Annotated in this window: 26 protein-coding genes and 1 pseudogene; 14 read left to right on the forward strand and 13 right to left on the reverse strand. The window is 66.1% G+C overall.

Going from position 1 to position 20,198, the window contains the following annotated elements; all coding sequences use genetic code 11:
• Nucleotides 1–119: 119 nt before the first annotated feature.
• The gene (locus tag VV02_RS01460) at nucleotides 120–713 is read right to left on the reverse strand and encodes a hypothetical protein (RefSeq protein WP_052589394.1); all 594 of its coding nucleotides are present in this window, start codon (nucleotides 711–713) and stop codon (nucleotides 120–122) included.
• Between the two features lie 337 nt (nucleotides 714–1,050).
• On the opposite strand from VV02_RS01460, the gene VV02_RS01465 reads away from it, so the two are divergent.
• A complete protein-coding gene (locus VV02_RS01465) occupies nucleotides 1,051–1,665 on the forward strand; it encodes an HD domain-containing protein (RefSeq protein WP_169787617.1) in 615 nt (204 codons plus the stop codon).
• 27 nt (nucleotides 1,666–1,692) lie between these two features.
• Here the strand turns inward: VV02_RS01465 and VV02_RS01470 are convergent, their stop codons facing one another.
• A complete protein-coding gene (locus VV02_RS01470; RefSeq protein ID WP_052589396.1) occupies nucleotides 1,693–2,169 on the reverse strand; it encodes an NUDIX hydrolase in 477 nt (158 codons plus the stop codon).
• Complete coding sequence (locus VV02_RS01475; RefSeq protein WP_157063212.1) at nucleotides 2,170–2,889, reverse strand: phospholipase D-like domain-containing protein; 720 nt, start codon at nucleotides 2,887–2,889, stop codon at nucleotides 2,170–2,172. It lies immediately after the preceding gene.
• 300 nt (nucleotides 2,890–3,189) lie between these two features.
• On the opposite strand from VV02_RS01475, the gene VV02_RS01480 reads away from it, so the two are divergent.
• The 3 genes from VV02_RS01480 (at nucleotide 3,190) to VV02_RS01490 (ending at nucleotide 4,939) form a co-directional block, all read left to right on the forward strand.
• Complete coding sequence (locus tag VV02_RS01480; RefSeq protein ID WP_052589398.1) at nucleotides 3,190–3,768, forward strand: dihydrofolate reductase family protein; 579 nt, start codon at nucleotides 3,190–3,192, stop codon at nucleotides 3,766–3,768.
• A gap of 29 nt (nucleotides 3,769–3,797) precedes the next feature.
• Complete coding sequence (locus tag VV02_RS01485) at nucleotides 3,798–4,376, forward strand: dihydrofolate reductase family protein (RefSeq protein WP_052589399.1); 579 nt, start codon at nucleotides 3,798–3,800, stop codon at nucleotides 4,374–4,376.
• A gap of 68 nt (nucleotides 4,377–4,444) precedes the next feature.
• Entirely contained in the window at nucleotides 4,445–4,939 is a 495-nt protein-coding gene (locus VV02_RS01490; RefSeq protein ID WP_169787618.1) for a GNAT family N-acetyltransferase, read from the forward strand.
• Here VV02_RS01490 and VV02_RS25835 read toward each other — a convergent pair whose 3' ends face one another.
• Nucleotides 4,940–5,890 (reverse strand): hypothetical protein, encoded by a 951-nt coding sequence (locus VV02_RS25835; protein ID WP_083449830.1) that lies wholly within the window; start codon nucleotides 5,888–5,890, stop codon nucleotides 4,940–4,942.
• 48 nt (nucleotides 5,891–5,938) lie between these two features.
• Here VV02_RS25835 and VV02_RS01500 point away from each other — a divergent pair, with 48 nt between their 5' ends.
• From VV02_RS01500 to VV02_RS27425, 4 genes are all read left to right on the forward strand, one after another.
• A complete protein-coding gene (locus VV02_RS01500; protein WP_052589401.1) occupies nucleotides 5,939–6,949 on the forward strand; it encodes a helix-turn-helix transcriptional regulator in 1,011 nt (336 codons plus the stop codon).
• Nucleotides 6,946–8,463, forward strand: coding sequence for an APC family permease (locus tag VV02_RS01505; protein WP_052589402.1), 1,518 nt, complete (start codon nucleotides 6,946–6,948; stop codon nucleotides 8,461–8,463). The genes VV02_RS01500 and VV02_RS01505 overlap by 4 nt, the downstream gene beginning before the upstream one ends.
• Before the next feature lie 17 nt (nucleotides 8,464–8,480).
• Entirely contained in the window at nucleotides 8,481–9,230 is a 750-nt protein-coding gene (locus VV02_RS01510) for a potassium channel family protein (protein WP_052589403.1), read from the forward strand.
• A gap of 124 nt (nucleotides 9,231–9,354) precedes the next feature.
• The gene (locus VV02_RS27425) at nucleotides 9,355–10,176 is read left to right on the forward strand and encodes a helix-turn-helix domain-containing protein (protein WP_052589404.1); all 822 of its coding nucleotides are present in this window, start codon (nucleotides 9,355–9,357) and stop codon (nucleotides 10,174–10,176) included.
• Here VV02_RS27425 and VV02_RS01520 read toward each other — a convergent pair.
• Together VV02_RS01520 and VV02_RS01525 are read right to left on the reverse strand one after the other, a co-directional pair.
• Complete coding sequence (locus VV02_RS01520; protein WP_052589405.1) at nucleotides 10,108–10,620, reverse strand: GNAT family N-acetyltransferase; 513 nt, start codon at nucleotides 10,618–10,620, stop codon at nucleotides 10,108–10,110. The genes VV02_RS27425 and VV02_RS01520 overlap by 69 nt on opposite strands.
• A 67-nt stretch (nucleotides 10,621–10,687) precedes the next feature.
• The gene (locus VV02_RS01525; protein WP_157063214.1) at nucleotides 10,688–11,596 is read right to left on the reverse strand and encodes a hypothetical protein; all 909 of its coding nucleotides are present in this window, start codon (nucleotides 11,594–11,596) and stop codon (nucleotides 10,688–10,690) included.
• 430 nt (nucleotides 11,597–12,026) lie between these two features.
• Here VV02_RS01525 and cutA point away from each other — a divergent pair, with 430 nt between their 5' ends.
• Nucleotides 12,027–12,434, forward strand: a complete 408-nt coding sequence (gene cutA, locus VV02_RS01530; RefSeq protein ID WP_179945350.1) for a divalent-cation tolerance protein CutA — start codon at nucleotides 12,027–12,029, stop codon at nucleotides 12,432–12,434.
• Here cutA and VV02_RS01535 read toward each other — a convergent pair.
• The gene (locus VV02_RS01535) at nucleotides 12,431–13,702 is read right to left on the reverse strand and encodes an NsdA family TPR-like regulatory protein (protein ID WP_218917332.1); all 1,272 of its coding nucleotides are present in this window, start codon (nucleotides 13,700–13,702) and stop codon (nucleotides 12,431–12,433) included. The genes cutA and VV02_RS01535 overlap by 4 nt on opposite strands.
• A gap of 376 nt (nucleotides 13,703–14,078) precedes the next feature.
• Here VV02_RS01535 and VV02_RS01540 point away from each other — a divergent pair, with 376 nt between their 5' ends.
• From VV02_RS01540 to VV02_RS01560, 5 genes are all read left to right on the forward strand, one after another.
• A complete protein-coding gene (locus VV02_RS01540; protein WP_052589408.1) occupies nucleotides 14,079–14,558 on the forward strand; it encodes a hypothetical protein in 480 nt (159 codons plus the stop codon).
• Between the two features lie 7 nt (nucleotides 14,559–14,565).
• Nucleotides 14,566–14,832, forward strand: a complete 267-nt coding sequence (locus tag VV02_RS01545) for a WhiB family transcriptional regulator (protein WP_179945351.1) — start codon at nucleotides 14,566–14,568, stop codon at nucleotides 14,830–14,832.
• Entirely contained in the window at nucleotides 14,829–15,248 is a 420-nt protein-coding gene (locus tag VV02_RS01550) for a hypothetical protein (protein ID WP_052589410.1), read from the forward strand. The genes VV02_RS01545 and VV02_RS01550 overlap by 4 nt, the downstream gene beginning before the upstream one ends.
• 175 nt (nucleotides 15,249–15,423) lie before the next feature.
• Entirely contained in the window at nucleotides 15,424–15,624 is a 201-nt protein-coding gene (locus VV02_RS01555; RefSeq protein WP_052589411.1) for a type II toxin-antitoxin system Y4mF family antitoxin, read from the forward strand.
• Nucleotides 15,624–16,835 (forward strand): type II toxin-antitoxin system HipA family toxin, encoded by a 1,212-nt coding sequence (locus tag VV02_RS01560; RefSeq protein WP_052589412.1) that lies wholly within the window; start codon nucleotides 15,624–15,626, stop codon nucleotides 16,833–16,835. The genes VV02_RS01555 and VV02_RS01560 overlap by 1 nt, the downstream gene beginning before the upstream one ends.
• A gap of 18 nt (nucleotides 16,836–16,853) precedes the next feature.
• Here VV02_RS01560 and VV02_RS01565 read toward each other — a convergent pair whose 3' ends face one another.
• The 6 genes and pseudogenes from VV02_RS01565 to VV02_RS01585 all read right to left on the reverse strand — a co-directional run bounded on the left by VV02_RS01565 (nucleotide 16,854) and on the right by VV02_RS01585 (nucleotide 20,195).
• A complete protein-coding gene (locus tag VV02_RS01565; RefSeq protein ID WP_052596409.1) occupies nucleotides 16,854–17,369 on the reverse strand; it encodes a DUF4262 domain-containing protein in 516 nt (171 codons plus the stop codon).
• Nucleotides 17,370–17,538: 169 nt separating this feature from the next.
• Nucleotides 17,539–18,234, reverse strand: coding sequence for a UPF0158 family protein (locus tag VV02_RS01570; RefSeq protein WP_052589413.1), 696 nt, complete (start codon nucleotides 18,232–18,234; stop codon nucleotides 17,539–17,541).
• A 140-nt stretch (nucleotides 18,235–18,374) separates the two neighbouring features.
• A pseudogene (locus VV02_RS27430) lies at nucleotides 18,375–18,722 on the reverse strand (IS1096 element passenger TnpR family protein); the annotation flags it as partial.
• 39 nt (nucleotides 18,723–18,761) lie between these two features.
• On the reverse strand, nucleotides 18,762–19,220 hold the full coding sequence (locus VV02_RS01575; protein ID WP_052589414.1) for an SRPBCC domain-containing protein: 459 nt from the start codon (nucleotides 19,218–19,220) through the stop codon (nucleotides 18,762–18,764).
• A complete protein-coding gene (locus VV02_RS01580) occupies nucleotides 19,217–19,864 on the reverse strand; it encodes a dihydrofolate reductase family protein (RefSeq protein ID WP_052589415.1) in 648 nt (215 codons plus the stop codon). The genes VV02_RS01575 and VV02_RS01580 overlap by 4 nt, the downstream gene beginning before the upstream one ends.
• A 1-nt stretch (nucleotide 19,865) precedes the next feature.
• A complete protein-coding gene (locus tag VV02_RS01585; RefSeq protein WP_052589416.1) occupies nucleotides 19,866–20,195 on the reverse strand; it encodes an ArsR/SmtB family transcription factor in 330 nt (109 codons plus the stop codon).
• Between the last annotated feature and the right edge of the window lie 3 nt (nucleotides 20,196–20,198).

The following is a 20,198-nucleotide window of genomic DNA, read 5'->3' on the forward strand; positions in this document are numbered from 1 at the left end:
ATAGTCCGGTCAAGTGGCGCCGCTCCGCGCTCGGGCTGGGGCCGGACATAAGTGCGCCGTGCCCGCTCGGAGGTTCGGGCACGGCGCAGGGGTCGATCCCTGGGGTGGGGAATCGACGTTTAGTTGGGCGACCAGCGCTCCGGCGACTGGTGCACCACGTCGGTCAGCCGGCGCGCGGCGACCTGCCGCCTCGTCAACATCCGCAGTCCTGCTCGGACCCGGACCTCGTTGACGGCATTGGTCAGCCGGTCGCCGATGTCTCCCGGCCGGCCGAGCGGGTCGGGCCCGAAGCGCTCCAGGTCCTGCCACGCCTGAACGAGAAGGGCGTCCACGCCGAGGTGACCGCGCAGGTGCTCCACCAGGGCCGGGTCATCGGCGGTCGCGACCATGTCACCGCGGTGCCTGATCAGCAGCCGCAGGACAGGGGGCTCGTCGAACTCCTCGGGGTACAGCGCGCACTCGGCGAGGATCGCTGCGGCCCGACGGCACCGCTCGCGGTTGGCGACAGCCGACGGGCCTTCGACGCCGAGGCCGAGCAGGTCGGCAGGCGCCCAGTCCGCGACCTGCTCGAAGGTGCATCCCTGGGCGCCGGTGATGTGCCGCGACTCGCGGACGACGACCGGGGCAACGGGACTGCCGTGGTCAGAACTTCTCGAGACGAACCGGCCGAAGCCGGCGCGGGGGCGCGTCGAGGCGCTGAGGGTTCGGGTCATGATGCTCACCGGCTGACCGGCGCTGCCGAGTGGCCACGGCGATGCGCATTCAAAGTCAGCGGGTCCGCGCCGACATCTTTGAAGAGCTTCTGGAAATCACACTGACGGATCATCATCCGTTTGGCCACGTCCGAACCTTTCGCTAGTCACGACGCATAACGCCTCTGGTGCGGAAGACCCCGATTACTGCCGCTTGGTTTGGTGTGTTTTCAAGACTGGACCAGATCGTGGGACGTCAACACCACATCATTCGGACACCTGGGGACACTTCCGGACACTTCATAAAACTTCATGCTTCAGGCCCCAATTCGGTTGGCACACAGGCACAGTGGGGGCCGTGATTTTTAACAGAGACGTGCTACGCGCTCGCTACGGCGACTTGCTCGCCGAGCTCTCACCGCAGCGAATCGATCACTCACTTGCCGTCGGCGTGACGGTGGCGGCCATCGCCTATCGCGTACCCGTCGGTGTGCGTTCCGACCTCGTCACCGCAGGCGTACTGCACGACATCGGCTACAGCCCTCGGCTGGCGCACCATGGATTCCATCCCCTCGATGGCGCGAGACACCTTGCGGCGCTTGGGTTTTCGCGCACGGTCTGCGACCTCGTCGCCACCCACACACTTGCGGGACGCGAAGCCGCCGCACGCGGTATCGATCCGTCGCTCTTCGACCCGTACATCTCGGATCACCCAGCGGCCGACTACCTGCGACGAACCTTGTCGTGGGCAGACCTCAACACCAGCCCGAGTGGTCAGCCCGTCACGGTGCATCAGCGCATCGACGAGATCCTGAAGCGCTACCACCCCGACGACGTCGTCCACCGACACGTCACTCGCCACCGCGCGCTGCTCACCCGACTCGGAGGACCCCTCCCGTCGTTCGATCGGGAAGAGCAGCTCAGTCCCTACACGCTGTTACCGGCATACTGCGTCAGCGCACACGACGCCTGACCGACCCGTGCGCGAAAGCGCGAATAGTCAACCGAGCCAAGGCCCTTCGCGGTTCAGCGCGTGCTCGATCCGCAGGCGCTGGCTGCGATCCATCGGCAGGTTCGGCATCTCGGATACGTCGATCCATTCGACCCGGCTGCTCTCCGAGCTCGTCTTCGGAGGCTGGTCGGGATCGTTCGGTCGCGCTCGGTAGACGACCGTGAACTCTTGGCGCACCTCGTCGTCGCTGGTGTAGTGGATGAGGTGGCGAGGGTCGCTGTAGATCCCGATCAGCCCGACGATCTCGACGTCGATGCCGGACTCCTCGCGGGTCTCGCGGACCGCGCACTCGGGGAGTGACTCGCCCAGGTCGAGGGCGCCGCCGGGCATGGACCAGTGCCCGTTGTCGGTCCGTTCGATCATCAGCACGCGCCCGGCGTGCTGGACGAAGGCGGTCGCGGACGGAACAACGCTGGTCGGTGGCGGTGCAGCAGGATCGTCGAAGTAGTCGAACCGCTGGGGCATTCAGCTCTCCTCGCACGCTGGGTCGCGTGCCTCGTCCCACACTCTCTCGTACGCCGCCGTGTAGTAATCGAACAACTGGCCCCCGTGAATACGGCGCAGCCGCAGGACTGGATTGTCCTTTGCCGGTAGCCCATGGGTATGTGGATTCACCATGAGCGTGTCATCGAATCGGTAGACGCTCACATAGAGCGGGGTCGAGTGGACTCTTATATCCACGCCCGGCAGGTCTCGTACGCCGGCGAGGTATTCCCACGTCGAGGCTGCCCGCCAGGGCAAGGAGGGCAAGCCTTCATCAAGGCCGCGCTGCTGGAGCTGGTCGCTCTGGGAGTCGCCGATCAGGATCCGTACTGACCCGCCTGCGTCACTCAGCTCGGTGATGCGGTCGATCAGCCGGAATGTCTCGACAATGAATCCACCGGCGTAGACCAGAATGTCGACCCGCTTTTGCGCGTCTTCGATCAACGACTGCCAGATCTCAACCGGAACCTGGCTGCGGGACGGCCACATCTGCTCGAGCTCGGTGGGGGCCGGTGCGACCGACGGCACCGAACCCAGCAGGGAGGGCCACAGGTGGCTCTCCTCCTGGTCGAGGACAGTCGCCACCGCCAGTCGGGTACGTGCGTGCGGGACTCGTCCTTGCGACAGCCACCGCTCGACGCTCTTAGGATCGACATCGACGTGCTCTGCCAGGCGTTGCGCTGTTAGGCCGGCCTCGGCCAACGCAGCGCGCAGCCTGAGATTTGCCTGCCGCACCGCATCAACTCCTCTCCGGCCTCCGGGCCAAACTTTGCCACCATCGGCCACCCGAGTGCTGTTTACGCGTCAACTGAATATTCGCGTTGTCGCATCGCACGAAGGAGACCCCGCGTTACACGTGAACGACAACGTGCGTCTACTTAAGAGGACGGCGCACGAGGCCAGATGTGTCGCGGTTCGAGCCGATCTGTCGCAGCGAGGCGTGCCCGTTCGTGGAGAGAATGAGAGGCAGCCGCTCGGGTTGCCTCACGCGAGGAGGACACCATGACTGCCACCTACACCTTCGACGTCTTCTCCAGCCTCGACGGCTTCGGCTCGGTCAGCGGCGGCGACTGGGGCGGCTACTGGGGCAAGCAGGGCCCGGAGCTGCTCGACCACCGCCTCGGCCTGTACGAGGAGAACCAGCGAATGGTCTTCGGCGCCAACACCTTTCGTGCCTTCGCGGGGATGCTGGCTACCAGCACCGAGGAGTCCGAGGTACGCGACCCCTGGGTCACGCGGATGATCAACCTTCCGTTGACCGTCGTCTCGTCGACCCTCGAAGAGCCCCTCGACTGGGCGGACGCCACCGTGGTCAGCGGCGACGCCGTGGACGTCATCACCCGCCTCAAGGAGGAGTCGGATGTGCCGTTGCGTTCACACGGCAGCCTCTCGCTGAACCGAGCGCTGATGGCCGCTGGTCTGGTCGACCGCGTCCAGGTGACGCTGTTCCCCGTGATCACTGGCGAGAACGGCTCGGAGCCGATCTTCGAGGGTGCGGCGGACTTCGATCTGGAGCTGCTCGAGCAGCGGACGCTCGACGGTCGCACCCAGGAGCTCATCTACCGACCGACCATGCACTGACCACGAGCGAAGACACGAGGAGAAACACCATGACTGCTACGTACACCTTCGACGTCTTCTCCACCCTTGACGGCTTCGGGTCGCCGGGCGGCGGCGACTGGCGCGGCTACTGGGGCAAGCAAGGCCCGGAATTCCTCGACCACCGCAACTCGCAGTACGGCGAGGAGCAGCGAATGGTCTTCGGAGGCAACTCTTTTCGCCAGTCAGTCGAGATGCTGGGCTCGAGCAGCGAGTGGCACGAGGTGCTCGATCCCTGGGTCACCCGGATGAGGGACCTGCCTGCGACGGTCATGTCCTCCACCCTGGAAGGACCGGTGGACTGGCCCGACGCGACCATCGCGAGTGGCGACGCCGTGGAGGCGATCACTCGCCTGAAGGAGGAGTCGGATGTGCCGTTGCGTTCACACGGCAGCCTCTCGCTGAACCGGGCACTGATGGCCGCCGGCCTGGTCGACCGCGTCCAGGTCACGCTCTTCCCGGTGATCAACGGTCAGTACGGGGTCGAGCCGATCTTCCGGGGCGTTCCCGACTTCGACCTCGAGCTGCTCGAGCAGCGGACGCTCGACGGCAATACCCAGGAGCTCATCTACCGGCCGACCCTTCACTAATCATGAGCAATGGCCGATCCGGCGCAAACCTGCTGCGCTGGATCGACCATCGGATCTACCGTCGCAATATGGAGACAAAGACCGCCCGCCTGCAGCCGCAGGGGGACGGCTTCCCGCACTCGCTCGCTGCGACCGTCGGTCGGTGGGCGAGCGCACCGCTGGACGCGCGGATGTGGCGCGTCGATGCCGGTCCCGTGCCGCCAGGACAGGTGCTCGCGTGCGCGGGAGAGGCGGACGTCCAGCCGTACACACTGCGTCTCGGCGATGAGCCGGTCGCCTACGGCGAGCTCTGGGTGGACGACGATGAGAGCGAGGTCGAGCTCGCGCGGCTGATCGTCGACCCCGAGCGTCGCGGACGCGGCCTCGGTCGAGCCCTGACGCAGTCGCTCGCCGACCTCGCGGTCACGTTTCACCCAGCGGTCTTCCTCCGGGTGCGACCCGACAACGAGGTGGCGATCGGCTGCTATCAGTCGGTCGGGTTCCAACGAGTCTCGGCGAAGTCCGAGCAGGAGTGGAACACCGACCAACCGATCGCGTACGCGTGGTTCGAGCTGCCTCGCTGACTACTCAGCACGCTTGGTGTGGAAGAGCCGCCAGTTGACCTCCCAGGTCTGACCCTCATCGGTCGAGAAGGCTTGCTCCCATTGGGCTTTCACGTCGCTCTCCACCGTCCAGCGGAAGCGGACGAGCACCCGCTGGCCCGCGTGCTCGTCGTACCCGTAGAAGTCACCGACGCCGTCCTTGAAGCTGCCGAGCACAGGCTCGCCGAGCTGGCCGGTGCGGCCGTCGATCCAGTAGATCGCCCACTCCTTCGCGACTGGGTCGAAGACGCGGAAGGTGAGGCCGGCGTACAGGCCCGGCATGTGGTTCTCGTCGACACTGATCGAGCCGTTGAAGTGAGTGCGCGCGTGCTGGACGTGGTCGAGCTCGATCCACTCGGTGCAGCCGACGAGGCGTTCCTTGAGCCGCTCGTGGTGGATGTCCCAGGTGCCGGTGAGGAAGTCGAAGTCGGAGGTGTGCTTCGGGAGGTGTACGCCGAGGCTCGGGTCGTCGGTCGCGGTCGGGTCTCCCTGGGTCAGGTCCATGACCCAGTTGGTCTCCCAGGTCTTGCCGCCATCTTCCGAGAAGGCTTGGTCCCATTGGGGTTTCGCGCCTTCGAGGTTCCAGTTGTAGGAGACGTCGATCGGGCGGCCTTCGTAGTCCTCCTTGCTGCTGAGCCGGCACGCCTGCCCGTCCCAGCGGCCGCGTACGGGCGGCTGAAGCACGTTGTCGCGTGAGCTGATCCAGCGGACCGTCCACTCCTGGGTGTCGGGTTCGAAGAGGCGGATCGACATGCCGGAGACGCCCTGCTCGACCATGGCGGTCTCGTCGATACTGACGCCGCCGTCGAGGTAGTTCCAGGCGAGCGACGGAGTGGTGAAGGTGTCCCACTCGTCGCTGCCGGTGAGTGGTTTGGCGAGGCGGCGGTGGTCGACCTGCCAGCTGCCGGTGAGGAACGCGAAGTCTTTGGTCATGTGCCCACCGTCGCGGCGAAACCTGTCAGGTTGTGTCAGTCTTTATTGGTGCGTTCCAGTCGATTGGTCTCGATCCTGCTGCTCCTGCAGAACCGGGGGCGGCTGTCGGCTGGCGCGCTGGCAGCCGAGCTCGAGGTCTCGGTGCGCACGATCTACCGCGACATCGACGCGCTGCTCGCGGCCGGCGTACCCGTCTACGCCGACCAGGGGAGGACTGGTGGCTATCAGCTGGTCGACGGATATCGGACGCGGCTGACAGGTTTGACGGCGTCGGAGGCCGAGTCGCTGTTCATGGTCGGCTTGCCAGCAGCCGCGTCAGCGTTGGGTTTTGGGCAGTCGGCGGCGTCTGCCGAGCAGAAGCTGCTGGCGGCCCTGTCGCCCGACCAGCGGCTGCGAGCGTCGGTGCTGCGGGACCGTTTTCACCTCGACCTGCCGGCTTGGTACGCGCCGCCCGCCGACCTGCCGTTCCTCGCCCCGCTCGCGGCGGCAGTGATCGCGTCGCAGGTGGTGACGGTGACGTACCGGCGCTGGGAGGAGCCGCGCGAGGTGCCGCGGACGCTGTCACCGTTGGGGCTCGTGATGAAGAACGGCGTCTGGTACGTCGTCGCGCTGGCCTCGTCGGGCTCGCCGCGGACGTACCGGGTGTCGAACGTGCTGGACCTTGACGCATCCGGTGAGACGTTCGAGCGGCCGGATTCCTTTGACCTTGCTGGGTATTGGGCGACACAGGTCGCGTCGTGGGACAAGCGACGCTTCACGAGTACGACGACCGTGCGCCTCTCCCCGGCGCTCGTCTCACGCCTGCCCGACCTCTCGGACCCGCTGCTGGCAGCGGCAGCCGCGGGAGTCGTACCGGACGACGACGGCTGGGTGACCGTCGACGTACCGATCGAGTCCGTCTCCAACGCCGCGCACCACCTGCTCCGCTACGCCGGCGACGTCGAGGTCCTGTCTCCGCCCGAGCTGCGCGAAGAGTTGATTAGCCGTGCTCAGCAGGTGGTGGCGCTCTACATTGGCGGACTAAGCAGGGCACCCGAACGACCCGGAGGCGAGCGATGACTACGACCACAGTGGACGACGCCACCGCCGAGGAGAAGGCCAAGCTGCAGCAGCACTTCGGCCGCGGCGACATCTTCTTCTTCCTCGTGTGCACGCTGTTCGGGATCGACGGCCTCGGCACCCTCGCGACGCAGGGCGGCGCGGGCTTCACCTGGCTCGTGCTGAGCGTCCTGCTCTTCGCAGTCCCCTCGGCGATGGTGCTGGCGGAGCTGGGGGCGGCGTACACCGACGAGGGCGGTCCGTACGTGTGGACCCGGCGCGCGTTCGGACGTGCCGCCGGTGCGGTCAACAACTTCTTCTACTGGGTGACCAACCCGGTCTGGATGGGCGGCACGCTGGTCGCCACCGCGGCGAGTGGGCTGCTCGTCTTCTTCAGCGACAGCGGCTCCGACGCAAGCCGCCCGCTGTTGTATGGGTTGGGGATCCCCTTCATCTGGGCAGGCGTGCTGTTCGCGATCCTGTCGTTCAAGGTCGGCAAGTGGGTCGCGACGATCGGCGCTTACGCCCGCTTCCTCCTAATGGGCTTCTTCATGCTGGTGATCGTCGTGTACGCCGCCAAGCACGGGGTGCACGGCATCGGCGGCGGCGACTTCTCTCCGACGTACTCCAGCTTTGTGGCGCTCGTGCCACTCATCCTGTTCTCTCTAGTGGGTTTTGAGCTCCCCAGCGCGGCCGGCGAAGAGATGAAGGACGCGGCCCGCGACGTACCCGCCGGCATCGCGAAGTCGGTCATCGCGACCGGCCTGCTGTACGGACTCCCCATCCTCGGGATCCTGCTCGTCCTGCCGCCCGGTCAGGCGACCGGACTCGCCGGCTTCCCCGACGCGCTGAAGCAGGCGATGACCGTGTTCGGCGGTCACGTGCAGACCGCCACCGACGGCACGGTCGTCTCGACCCTGTCCGGCGCCGGGCTCGTCATGGGCTGGCTGATGGGGATCCTGATCGCGCTGGTCGCGTTCACGTCGGGGCTGACCTGGATCATGGGGTCGGACCGTACGCTCGCGGTGTCCTGCTACGACGGCGCCGGCCCTCGATCGCTCGGGGTGTTCTCGCCCCGCTTCGGCACGCCGCTGCGCGTCAACGTCGTCTCCGGCGTCGTGTCGACCGTCGTGCTGATCGCCACCATCGAGATCACCGGCGGCAATGCGTACAAGTTCTTCACCGTTGCTCTGTCGCTGGCGATCTCCACGACGCTGATCTCCTACATCGGCATCTTCCCGGCGGCGTGGGTGCTTCGCCGCAAGGACCCGGACAGGCCCAGGCCGTACCGCTGTCCGGCCCTGCCGGCGATGACCATCCTCAGCTGTGTCGCGATCGTGTTCTGCACGGTGCAGCTGCTGCTTCCCGGAGTGGGCGACCAGTGGTTCGACGGTGACTACCTCCCCGACCAGTGGGCGCACCGTGAGCGGTACACGTACTTGCTGACCGAGCTGGTCCCGCTGCTGCTGTTCATCGCCCTCGGTCTGTGGTTCTGGCTCGCCGGACGCGCGCACACCTCCCGACAAGGGGCGTAGAGCGGCGGAGTTCGGTCATGACGGAACGAGCGCGTCGAGCAGCCCGCTGGGAGCGGTGGAGCGAGTGGCCGCTGCTCGTCCTCGCCGTCGCCTTCTTGGTGGCCTACGCGGTGCCGGTTCTCGACGTCGGGATCTCGCCGTCTCTCAGACGCACATGCGACGTCGTGCAGTGGGTGGCGTGGGCAGCGTTCGCGGTGGACTACGTCGTACGCCTGGTCCTGGCTGAGCATCGCGCCCGCTGGGCGGCCACTCATGCTCTCGACCTCGTCGTGATCGCCCTGCCCTTGCTACGCCCACTACGGCTGCTCCGTCTCGTCGCTCTGCTGAACGTGGTCAACAGGCACGCCACGATTGGTCTCCGCGGTCGCGTCGTCGCCTATCTCGTCGGCGGCGCCGTGCTGCTGTCGTTCCTCGCTGCCCTTGCCGTACTCGACGCCGAACGGCACGGCGCCGAGCCCAACATTCAAACGTTCGGCGACGCGTGGTGGTGGTCGATCACCACCATGACGACAGTTGGCTACGGCGACCGCTTTCCGACGACTGGTGACGGTCGACTTATCGGCGTCGGCCTCATGATCGGCGGGATCACCCTTCTCGGCAGTGTCACGGCGACGCTCGCATCGTGGCTTTCCGACCGCGTACGGGCCGAAGCTGATGCCGATGTCGACGCACTCACCCAGGAGATCCGGGCACTACGCCTCGAGATCGCAGCGCTCAACGAGCGCTCCGGAGGTGAGCCCGACCAAGCGAGCCATGGCGTTCGCTGAGCATCGGGCCTCAGAGCGCTTCCCCATGGGAAGGCAAGTCAGTAGTCTCCTCTTATGCACTACTGCATAGGAGGAGACCGTGGCTGACCAATCGCTTGCTGAACTCGGGGCCGAGCTACGTCGGATGCGCGAAGAGGCTGGACTCTCAGGCTCAGAGGTCGCCCGCTCGATCGGCTGGTCGCAACCGAAGCTGTCGCGAATCGAGACGGGGCGATTCGGTGCATCCCTGCACGAGCTGGCGCTCCTGCTGGACTTCTACGGCGTGGCCGAAGAAGTGCGGGCAGAACTTCTTGCACGCACCGCCCGACGTGGAGAGCTCGGTGGGGCGTGGGTCGTGCGAGCGGGAGGATCTCGCAGGCGACAGAGCGAAGTTGGCGCTGTTGAGAGCCGGGTCGAACGACTGCAGCAGTACCAGATGGCGACGATCCCGGGACTCCTGCAAGTGCCGGCATACACACGAGCAGTGGCCGCTGCAATGGGCCTCGCCGACACGGACGCAATCGCCGAACGGCGGGCCGAACGACAGGCTGACTTCCGCTCGCGCGATGCCGTGCCTTACGAAGTCGTTCTGGACGCACGAGCACTGACCCGTTGGCCCGGCCTCGACTCCGTGATGGTGGATCAGCTCAGCCACCTCACTGCCCTTGACCAGCAGCATCTCGTCCTCCGCGTGCTGCCCGACGGCTCTGGCGCTCAAGCCGTCGCGATGTCGTCATTCCTGATCTACACCTTCCCGAACGAGCAGCCCGCCGTTGTCATGTCAGAGGCACAGACCGCGGACCTGTATCTCTCAGATGAAGGCGACGTAGCGGCATTTCGAGGACTCTTCGAACGTCTGGTCAATGAGGCCCTGTCGGTGGAGGAGACGCAGGCGTACCTACGGCGACGACTCCGTAGCCTTCGGAATCGCTCGGATCATGACGGTGAGGACAGGCGAGGCCAGTGACGGCTGGCTCGTCCCGATGTTCTCGTATCCCCATGACTCGTAGAGCGCATGGACCTTCCCGTCGCCGGCAGCCGAGTTGACCATCAGCGTGACGTACGGCTCATCACCGGTCGCGAGCACCGCGTCGTGGATCCGCCGGGCGGTGCCCGTCTTCCGCCAACTCTCCCGCACCCCAATCTCCTTCAAAGCCAAGGTAGTTCGCGATGTGTACGCCTGTGCCGGAGTCGGGCTCGTACGCTGCCAGTACCGGTCGCCGTGCTCGATGGTGTTGGCGTAGGCGTATCCGACTGGCTGTTCGTCGGCGTATGCGAGGAGCGCCGTGAACCCAGGGTCTGCGCCGTGCCGGTCCAGCCGTTCACCGAACGCAGTGACCGCGTAGTTCGGGAGGTGGAGCACTGGCGCGCGGACGTCGGCATACACATCGAGGATGTCGCTGCGGATCACGTCGAGGTCGGTGAAGGTCCGGAGTTCAACAGCGGCGGCTGTCTTATGCGATCCCCCTCAGTCGCACTCACGAAAGGGTGCGGATGTGGTGGCCGAAGTCGGCGGCTGCACGTGGGTCTGTGCGGCCCATCTCACGCGCGGTCTCCTGCGCGACCATTCGAAGGGACGGAACGGAGTGTCGGTCCTGTCCGAGCGCCCGTTCGGCCAGGGTGACGGCACCGGCAACGTCGCCTGCGCGCGCAGCCACGGTGGCCTTGGTGAGCACCGCCTCGGCAAGGCGCATCGGGCTGATCACATGAGAGGGCGTCTGGCTCGTCGCGACGACGTGATTGGCCATCGCCGATGCCAATGAATCGGCGCCGAGGACTCGGTAGGCATCCATCGCGTAGAACGAGGCCTTGGTCGGGTCGACTGCGAAGTGGTTGCGCAAGTTCTCAGGCATCGCGATGCGATCGAGGACGCGGCGGACCTTCTCCAGCTCGACCTCCGTCTTGTGGCGGTCGCCCATCCGCGCGTACGCCTTCGCCGTCTGCGCGTGCAGCTGCGCCGCGACGTCGGAGTGCGGAGCCATCTCGACGCCGGCGTTGGCCGCGGCGACCACCTGTACGAGATCACCTTTGGTGAGGGCGATCCAGGCGGTGATCTCCGAGCCCCAGGCCAGCATGCGCATGTCGCCTAGATCCGTTGCGATACCGACCGCGTGAAGTCGAGCACGGTTGGCCCCCAGTTCGTCACCGGTGTCGTAGAGCAGGCAGCTGCGCAGCAGCGAGAGCCAGCCAAGAAGTCGCAGGGTCTCCTTCATGCCGGACAGGTCCAGCTGCTCTTTGAGCCCGACAAGTTCCTGGCCCCACTGCTCGGCCTCAGCCAGGACGACGTGATTGTCGTGGCTCGCGTACTCGGTGCAGAGCCGGTCGACCTCACCGGCGACTTGCTCCAACGCAGACGCCGAGACTCGTCGCGAATGCAGCCGTGTCATCAGTTCGGTCAGGGTGTCCGGTGCCAAACGTGACGGCAAGGCAGGATCAGCAATCTGCCTGGTGGGAAAGAGGTTTCGCACAGGGAGACCAAACATGCGCGCGATCGCTGCCCGATTCTGGGCGCACGGCAGCGCAGTCTCACCACTCTCCCAGCGTGGGATTTGGCGGCGGACCGTCTCGACCCGGTCCGACGCGTGAAGGTCCGATGCCGCGCAGAACGCGATGGCCGCGTCGGTCAGCGACCAGTCGCGGGCGAGCCGCAGCTCTTTGAACCGTTGATGCCACAGGGCCACCTCACCCCCTCCTGCTTCGCGAGTATGCCGTGCCTCCGGTGACGACGCGCTCGACGTAGTTGCCCTCGCCTGCCGTACCTCTAACGTGGTCGCGAGATGGATCCTTGACGACCGACAGATCGGAGAGAGTGGCGTGATGAGTCAGTCGAGCCAACCAGATCAGGACGCCCCACGGCCGGGCGCCAGCGGCCAGACCGTCGGTGGCACCGAACCGTCAGACTTCCTGGAAGTCAGTACGGCAACCGAAACCAAAGATGCCGCCGTAGAACTTGCCCGTATTGCGGTTGAGGGCCACCTCGCCGCAGGAGCCCAAATTACGGGCCCGATTACATCGACCTTCTGGCACCTCGATGCGTTCGGCACCGGCGAGGAATGGCGGCTTGTTCTTCGCACGCACGTGAGTCGCTTCGAGGAGCTACGGAGCGCTCTGGTTGAGCACCACCCGTGGACCAATCCGGAGGTTGTGGCAATGAGAATTGCTATGGGTTCGCCGGAATATTTGGAGTGGATCCGGAATGCCACCGACCCGAGCGAAGATTCTTAGCTCGCTCGAGCCTTGTCTAGAACCTGAGAGACCGCACCAATTTCTGAATGCTCCGCGAGGTTCTGGATGACCCGCGCGAGCTGGCGCCGCGGTCGGACGGAGGCAACTCCTGCCGAGAGATCGAGAACCCGGTTCGCAGCTGCAGCAGACTCTTCGACCTCTCCAGCACTCAGGTAGGAATCTGCCAGCCAAGACGTGTATAGGGCCTTATCTCGAGCGTACGCGTCATCGAAGGTCTCAAGGACGCTCTCGAGAATCGGGACGGCCCGCAAGGGCCGACGCAGTTCCGTCCAACATCGACCGGCCATGATCTGCAGTTCGGTCTCGTCCACCCATGTCGACCAATCAGGATCAGGCTCGCCGCTTTCAGAAGCGTGAACGGATCGTGCTGTGTCCAACGCCCGCTCCGCTTCACACGCGTTGCCAGCTACGGCATGCGTCCAAGCGCGGCGTTCATGCAGCAAAGCACCAGCCGACCCGACGGCCGCCGCGCCGGCCGCCTCGCAGGACGCGGTGGCGAGTCGCACAGCTTCACGCGGATCCGACTGGATCTGTTCGTACGCGAGGAAGGCGAGAGCGTTGCCCACCAGCAGGGATTCACCCGCGGCCTCTGCCGCGACTTGGCTTGCTTGATATAGGCGTACAGCCTTATCTTGCTCGCCTGCATCAAACGCTGCCCACCCGGCCTGCTGGGCCTGCTCCGCCAGGACTGAAATCAAGCTGCGTCCCGTTGCCTCGGAGTAGGTCCCTTCGTTGATTTTCTTCTTCGTTGCCCGGTACTCAGCGAGATAGATACGGAACGTATCGCCTCCGCCCAGCACATTGTCGAGTCGTCGCAAGCGAGCCGTGCGCTGTCGAAGTCTGGCGGGAACATCAGAACCTATGCGACGGATTCCGCTACCCGCTGGACCCCCAACAACCACGCTGGCACCGAGAACGGCGCCCGACTTGATGAAGTCCCTTCGGAACACGCACTCATCTCCGTCCAGCATCGGAATGGCGGGCGCCTCTCCGTTGGCAGTGCTCTGCAGCACGTTCTCCCACGCTCGTGGGGCGAGACCAACCATGTGTCCAGGTATGAGGAGCGCGTCGGCGATCTGGACGATCTTCTCGAAAGACGTAATGGCGCCCAAGCCGCGTGCCAGCGTTCCGACGCGTTCGGGCTTGATGCCACAGGCTGCCCCAGTTTTGGAGTAGCTGATCCCTGCCCACTTCCGGGAGATTGCGAACACCTGCCCGAAGTCGTGCCGGGCAAGGGCATCCCGCATGTCCGGACGGTCCAGCACGTGCGCTGGTATTGCAGCGGTCAAATGCATGGGCACCCTGTGCGTCCTCCACCTGCGCTTAAGAAGCCCACGATGACGTGGCGGGCCGGCGCGCGTATCCCCCTCATGGGTACACCCATGGACGGGAAGAAGGAAGCCTTTACGCCGATGCACCGTGGACTCGTGAGCCGACGCCAGTCCGACCTGGGCGAGCAACAAGGCGTCCGGTCGAGTGCGTTTCGGCACGGCAGAGCGAGAGGTCTGAGCGATGACGAGATTCGACGTCCACGGAGTGCCGGGCCCGGAGAGGCCCACCCCCGCCGCAGGTGGCGGGGGTTCGTCGAGGGAGACGAGTGGCACTGGCCGCACGTTTGAAGAGGTGGCTGATTGGGCGCCGGCGGATCTGCTGGTGCTGGGTGTTCGGGGTTCGTCGGTGGAGGCGAATGCGGAGCGGTGTCGTCGGGCGGTGGCGATCATCGCCGAGTACGAGCCGTACGCGGATGAGTTCGATGAGCCGCCGATGCTGCGGCTGCTGATCCGGCACCGCGGTGACATGGTCGCCGCTGCTGATGATCCGGCGATGGTGGAGCATCTGCGCGACTGCATCGGGATGGACGCGATGCTGGTGCAGGTGTGGCAGGACCTGGAGCGGTTCTCCCCGCACCCGGCCGGCCCGCAGGGCGGTGGGTGCACGCGGCTGGGTGATGTGCTGACTGAGGCCGTGAACGAGGTGCGGGTACGGGCGGGGTTGCGCCGCCTGACCCGCCGCCAGGTCGCCGCGCGGCGGTTGAACGATGTGATCCGCGAGGTCACCCAGGATGCCGACCGTGCCCCGGCCCGTCACCTCGCGCGAGCGTGAACCGGTCATGAGCGCGCCGATCGACCTCGCGCCGGCACCACCACTCTCGCTCGTGGTCCTGGCTTTGTGCACCGGCAGCGATGACCCGGACCGGTGGTGGCCGACGAGACGCGCCAGTCGTACCAAGCACCGCACCTACGCAGCCAGAGTCTGCGCCGGCTGCCCGGTGAGAAGAGCGTGCCTGGAGTACGCCCTGGCCGCGGGGCATGAGTTCGGTGTCTGGGGCGGCCTCAGCGAGCACGACCGACGCGGCCTGCAGAGGCGACCGCGATGAGACAGGCCAGCGAGCTGCGTACGACGATGGCGGCCGCGGGGTTGTACCTCGCGGATGTGCCCATTGCGTTCTCCGCCATAGCAAGTCGCGGTCTACGCCTCCGGATCGGTGCCGATGCGATGGCGTGGATGCATCACCTGATGAATGGTGCCCCGGTCATCGCGCCGCATCTGGTGTCGGACACCGACCAGGCGCCGCGGGTGCGCTTCCTCGTCGCCAGGATCAGGCAGTCACCCCACGGCAAGACACTGGGTCCGGTCTGGATCGAAGGCGGACCACTGCGGGTCTCGTACATCGCGCTGACCGACCTGACCCATCGAGACTGTCTGGTCTGTAACCAGCGACTACTCGGCGCTCGAGACCGGCACGTCCCGGAACGTGTCGGCGTACCGGTCTCGCGGCGCTCGACACCCTGATGCTGCCGCCCCGGACAGAACCGGCATGATCGTGCCGGTTTCACCTCTGTGGCCGGTCAGATACACCGAACCGGTACGTTCGTGCCGGTTTGCCTCGACAACAGGCCCCCAAACCGTCATCCTGGTCTCAACCGGCGCGATCGTGCCGGTCTCACACTGAGCCGGGAGAGGCGCGATGACGAGCCTGGGTGAGTCAGTGCGTACGCGGCGCCGAGACCTCCACCTCGGCCAGGAAGAGCTGGCGGAACTGGCCGACGTCTCCGAGAGGTTCGTCCGCGAGGTCGAGCGCGACAAGCCAACCGTGCGCCTGGACAAGCTCACTTCGTTGCTCGATGCGCTCGGTCTTGAGCTGCGCGTCGAGATCCGAGGCAGCTGATGGGCGCCCCCGACCCACGGGACGTCGCAGTCGCTGACGTCTACAAGGCCGGCCGGCTGGCTGCGACTCTCACGAGGGACTCGGGCGGTACGACGTTCGCCTACTTGCCGGCGTACCTCGCGTCGGGCGCTCCTGCCGTCGCGACAACGCTGCCCCTGAGCGAGGAGCCTCGACACTCTGTGGGGGGCGCCGTGCCGGCGTACTTCGCCGGTCTGCTTCCCGAGGGGCGGCGGCTCACCAACCTGCGCCAGACAGTCAAGACGTCAGCGGACGACGAATTGTCCTTGCTGTTGGCCGTCGGACGCGATCCGGTGGGCGACGTGCAGGTGTTCCCACATGGAGTCGAGCCATCGCTCCCGGAGAGCCCCGTAGTCACCTCGGGATCATTCGCGGACCTGGACTTCACCGACCTGCTCGCCGACTCCGGCATCGTCGACCCGTCGGCTCTGGCCGGCGCGCAGGACAAGGTGTCTGGCCGGATGCTGACCGTGCCACTCGCGCATCAGGGTCGTGCTCATCTGCTCAAGCTGAACCCACCGGAGTACCCGCACGTCGTTGAGAACGAGGCGTACTTCCTGGCAGTTGCCCGACGATTGCGACACCCGGTCGCGGAGGCGGAGGTCGTGCACGACCGCAACGGTCGGGCGGGCCTCCTCGTGACCCGCTTCGACAGGTCCCTCGATGGGGATGTGCTGGTCGCCCACGCGGTCGAGGATGCCTCGCAGCTGCTGGACCGGCATCCGGCGGACAAGTACACCGTGACTTCGGAGGCCGTCGCGCAACGCATCGGCGAGGTCTCCGCCGCCCGATCACTAGCACTACGAGCAGTTTTCACGCAGCTTGCCTTCGCCTGGGCAACCGGCAACGGCGACCTACACGCCAAGAACATCTCGGTCCTCCGCCGCGGATCCGAGTGGCAGGTCGTCCCGATCTACGACATCCCCTCGACCATCCCGTACGCCGACCACACGGCTGCACTCTCGCTCGCCGGTCGACGAGATGGCTTCTCCCGCAAGCGTTTTCTCACCTTCGCGGACACGATCGGGTTGCCTGAGCGTGCTGCCGTGAGGGCTCTCGACGAGGTGCTGCGAGCGACCGAGCCAGTGATTGAGGGAATCGATGGCGGGGCCGTGCCGTTCGACACCCGCCGCCAACGCGACCTGGTCCGCGGGCTCAAGCGTCGGCGCGCAAACCTTGGGGGCTCGGGATAGCGAGGCAGCGCATCGCGCTCAGCAGCCACAGCCACAGCCACACTCGTCGTCCTCATCGAGAACGAATGTCCCCGGCGCTGGCTGTACATGCGGTCCATACGGATAGCCGGCATCTTCCGGAAAGGCGCCTTCCACGTCCCAGGTGAGTTGATATGCCGGGACCGAGAACTCGTCGGGTCGCTCATAGAACCGATTGGCGGTGTAGAGCACATCACCAGGTCGAGGAAACACCTCGACTCGCACCCGCTCGGGCGCACCAGCGAAGGAGAAGATCTCGCCAGGCATCAGATCGTGTCCGTCGCGCACCCGTGCGTAGCAGAGGTTCAGCAGACCGCCAGCCGTAGCTTGTGACAGCCCGAACACAATCAGCTCCGGGTGGCCGATCCCGAACAGACCTGTCGTGTAGCAAAAGCTCGTGCTGGTCTCCTTCCGGCCGGCGAGCACATAGGTCAGAAAGCACCCATATGTGCGGACGCAGTCCCTGACGTTGGCGTCCTCTTGGTCCAGCCACGCCTGCTCTTGCAAGTCGTTCACGGCATCACGCTCCTGAGATGGGAATGCGACCACGCTAGGGAGCCGACACGATCCACTCGAAGAGCTCGTTGCCACCTGTGGACGGCGACCGGTCCGCCCTTGGGTTGTGGATGACCTTCGGTGATGCTCCGGGCGTCGTTCCCTTCCGAAGCCCAAGGATCAGAAAATTTCAGACGGCACGAATCCCGTGAGTTAGCAACACTTCTCGCGCCCGGCCCCACACGCGGTCCGATGAGTACACCTGCCACCGACGGTTCACGTCGTGCTCGTGGACCGCTGATCGGAACCGCGAGAACCCACCCTTGCCATGGATCGCATGCTCGAGCGCCCGACGCACATCCGGCTCAGTCACGGATGCCGCGAAGTCGGCCATGTCCTGCCATTCCGACTGCTCACGGTCGAGGTACAACCATTGCTCGCCCTCGACGTCAATGGCGTCATCCTCACCGACGGTCCCTTCGTTGGTTACGAACGCCGGAACGACCTCGCCGGTCGTTCGGTCGACGTACGCGCCCTCTTCCTCCCCGGAGTGAGACAGCGCATCGGTGAGCTCATCCAGGTCAACGCGCAGCGATGTGCCGTCGGCAGGCTTGCCACTCAGGAGACGCAACAGCTGATCGGCCAAGATCTCGTCGCCTTCCCACGCGCGCATCCCCAACCGCTGCGCGATGGTGAGGACATAGGGCGCGAGCGCGTCCCGCCGGTCTGAGGGCTCGGCGAGATAAACCGTCTGAACCGCACCGCCCACCTGCTGGAGCGCGTCATCGATGGAGCGGTTGCGCAACGCCTCGATGAGGCCCGCCGCGTCACCGGCCACAGTCGTACGCCGGACCTCACCGAGAGCGACCGGCTCCGGCTCCGGCATGTCGAACGCGACGCGAGGAGGCGGCTCACGCTCGCCGTCGTCCTCAGCCCAGCGCCGACCGTACTGGTCGGGGATAGTGCCCCAACCCAGTACGCCATCGGCACTTTCGGCGTGATGCCCAGGACCTCGTCAGGGTCGGCGAACCCGAGAACCGTGCACTCGTGCGTCCATTCATCGCCGAGGTCGAAGACGTACGTGAAGCGGTCGGCCGGCTTGACGTGCTCCTTGACGATCGCCGTCAAGAGCTGGGTCGAGCCGATCGCGTCGGCCACGCCTTCCTCATCGGCGACCACGGTGCCATCAGCGAGCTCGAACTGACGCAGGTGCGAAAGATCCCAGCGCGCGAGCGCCAGGTCGATCGCTTCGCCCAACCCAGCGAAGGTCGTACGCGGCGGGAGGATGAGATCGCGTCCGGGCGGCGGGTCGAACTCTTCGCCACGACCGGAGACCAGCTCGACTCGGACGGTGATCCAGCGCTTGGCAGCCACGGCACTACTGTCACGCGTCTGGCTGGCCGCATGCAACCTCTACGCGAGGTAGTTGCCCAGAGCGTCGAGCAGTCCTCGGGTGCCTTCTTCGCGGCCAGCCCCGTCGGCCCAGAACCGGTCGAAGAACACGCCCTGCTCAACGTGGGTGAACCGAGTGCCCGCCTCGATCGGCTCAAACTCCAACGATGCCAACGACGTTGACATGTGGACCCCGTCGATCCACATGTCGTAGGTCGTCACGATGCGAACGTGCTCGACGATGTCGGTGTAGGTGGCCACGTACCGCGAGACCGGACCCTCGTGGAACTTGCCCTCAGCGATGTCACGTCCGCCGACGCGGAAGTCGTACGCCCACTCGCCGGGCTCGATGGCGTCGCCGGCGCCCCACCAGGCTAGCTTTTGATCCTCGTCGGCGAACGCATCCCAGACCCGCTCGACCGGAACGGGATAGTCGCGAGTCAAGGTGAACCCGGAGCGGGCCAGTCGGCGTTCGGTCATCGCGCGAAGGTGACGTGGGTCGTGCCGCTCTCGGCCACTTCCGTCGTCACCTTGTGGGTGAGCTCGAGGCCGCGCAGGTCGTCCCACAGCCGATCGCCCCGACCGAGCAGGATCGGTGCGATCGCGACGTGCAGCTGATCGACCAGGCCGGCGCGCAGGAACTCGCGCGCGGTGCTGACACCGCCGCCCACGCGTACGTCCTGGCCGCCTGCAGCGTCGGTCGCCTCGGCGAGCACGTCCTCGATCGCGGCGGCGCGGAAGTGGAACGTCGTGCCGCCCTGCATCGGGATCGACGGACGCGGCGCCGTGCTGGTGAGGACGTAGACCGGGCAGCCGAACGGCGGCTCGTCGCCCCACCAGCCCTTCCACTCCGGGTCGTCGGGGAAGGCGTGCAGGCCGTACATGCCCGCGCCCATGATCTCGGCGCCGACGACCTCGAAGTACGCGACGGCGTACGCGTCGTCGACCCCGGTCGTACCGGCGCCGTTGGTGTTGCCGAGGACTCGCGACTGGAACGTGCGAGTCGCGACGTACGCCTCCGTGAGGCGACCCCAGTCCTCGCCCATCGGGTTCTCGGGGGACTGGTCGGCGGTCGAGGCGAAGCCGTCCAGCGAGATGTTCAGATCGATCCGTACGCGGGTCATGTCAGGTCTCCTTGCGAGTCAGGTGGATGCCGAGCCGTTCGGCTTGATGTTCGGCGGGGGTGCGCTGCTGGCCGAGCCACAGGTGCAGGACGTCGAGGGCGCCCGGGCGCAGGGTCACGGTGCGGACACGGCCGTGCTTCTCCGAGCTGATGACGCCCGCGTCCTCAAGGACGCGCAGGTGCTGCATGAACGACGGCAGCGCCATGGCGAACGGCTCCGCCAGCTCGGACACGACGGCCGGCGACTTCGCCAGCCGCTCCACGACAGCCCGACGCGTCGGGTCCGCGAGAGCGCGGATCACGTCGTCGAGCTCGTCGTAATACTTAGGCATACG

It is taken from the genome of Luteipulveratus mongoliensis, assembly GCF_001190945.1.
GTDB classification, from domain to species: Bacteria; Actinomycetota; Actinomycetes; order Actinomycetales; family Dermatophilaceae; genus Luteipulveratus; species Luteipulveratus mongoliensis.

What these genes read in the sequence shown, in the direction of transcription:
- VV02_RS01470 (WP_052589396.1), bottom strand. Translation starts at nt 2,169, where the DNA reads ATGCCCCAGCGGTTCGACTACTTCGACGATCCTGCTGCACCGCCACCG.
- VV02_RS01480 (WP_052589398.1), top strand. Translation starts at nt 3,190, where the DNA reads ATGACTGCCACCTACACCTTCGACGTCTTCTCCAGCCTCGACGGCTTC.
- VV02_RS01485 (WP_052589399.1), top strand. Translation starts at nt 3,798, where the DNA reads ATGACTGCTACGTACACCTTCGACGTCTTCTCCACCCTTGACGGCTTC.
- VV02_RS25835 (WP_083449830.1), bottom strand. Translation starts at nt 5,890, where the DNA reads ATGACCAAAGACTTCGCGTTCCTCACCGGCAGCTGGCAGGTCGACCAC.
- VV02_RS01460 (WP_052589394.1), bottom strand. Translation starts at nt 713, where the DNA reads ATGACCCGAACCCTCAGCGCCTCGACGCGCCCCCGCGCCGGCTTCGGC.
- VV02_RS01585 (WP_052589416.1), bottom strand. Translation starts at nt 20,195, where the DNA reads ATGCCTAAGTATTACGACGAGCTCGACGACGTGATCCGCGCTCTCGCG.
- VV02_RS01505 (WP_052589402.1), top strand. Translation starts at nt 6,946, where the DNA reads ATGACTACGACCACAGTGGACGACGCCACCGCCGAGGAGAAGGCCAAG.
- VV02_RS01555 (WP_052589411.1), top strand. Translation starts at nt 15,424, where the DNA reads ATGACGAGCCTGGGTGAGTCAGTGCGTACGCGGCGCCGAGACCTCCAC.
- cutA (WP_179945350.1), top strand. Translation starts at nt 12,027, where the DNA reads ATGAGTCAGTCGAGCCAACCAGATCAGGACGCCCCACGGCCGGGCGCC.
- VV02_RS01525 (WP_157063214.1), bottom strand. Translation starts at nt 11,596, where the DNA reads ATGACACGGCTGCATTCGCGACGAGTCTCGGCGTCTGCGTTGGAGCAA.
- VV02_RS01570 (WP_052589413.1), bottom strand. Translation starts at nt 18,234, where the DNA reads ATGCCGGAGCCGGAGCCGGTCGCTCTCGGTGAGGTCCGGCGTACGACT.
- VV02_RS01580 (WP_052589415.1), bottom strand. Translation starts at nt 19,864, where the DNA reads ATGACCCGCGTACGGATCGATCTGAACATCTCGCTGGACGGCTTCGCC.
- VV02_RS01550 (WP_052589410.1), top strand. Translation starts at nt 14,829, where the DNA reads ATGAGACAGGCCAGCGAGCTGCGTACGACGATGGCGGCCGCGGGGTTG.
- VV02_RS01510 (WP_052589403.1), top strand. Translation starts at nt 8,481, where the DNA reads ATGACGGAACGAGCGCGTCGAGCAGCCCGCTGGGAGCGGTGGAGCGAG.
- VV02_RS01535 (WP_218917332.1), bottom strand. Translation starts at nt 13,702, where the DNA reads ATGCGGGATGCCCTTGCCCGGCACGACTTCGGGCAGGTGTTCGCAATC.
- VV02_RS01545 (WP_179945351.1), top strand. Translation starts at nt 14,566, where the DNA reads ATGAGCGCGCCGATCGACCTCGCGCCGGCACCACCACTCTCGCTCGTG.
- VV02_RS27425 (WP_052589404.1), top strand. Translation starts at nt 9,355, where the DNA reads ATGCGCGAAGAGGCTGGACTCTCAGGCTCAGAGGTCGCCCGCTCGATC.
- VV02_RS01560 (WP_052589412.1), top strand. Translation starts at nt 15,624, where the DNA reads ATGGGCGCCCCCGACCCACGGGACGTCGCAGTCGCTGACGTCTACAAG.
- VV02_RS01575 (WP_052589414.1), bottom strand. Translation starts at nt 19,220, where the DNA reads ATGACCGAACGCCGACTGGCCCGCTCCGGGTTCACCTTGACTCGCGAC.
- VV02_RS01490 (WP_169787618.1), top strand. Translation starts at nt 4,445, where the DNA reads ATGGAGACAAAGACCGCCCGCCTGCAGCCGCAGGGGGACGGCTTCCCG.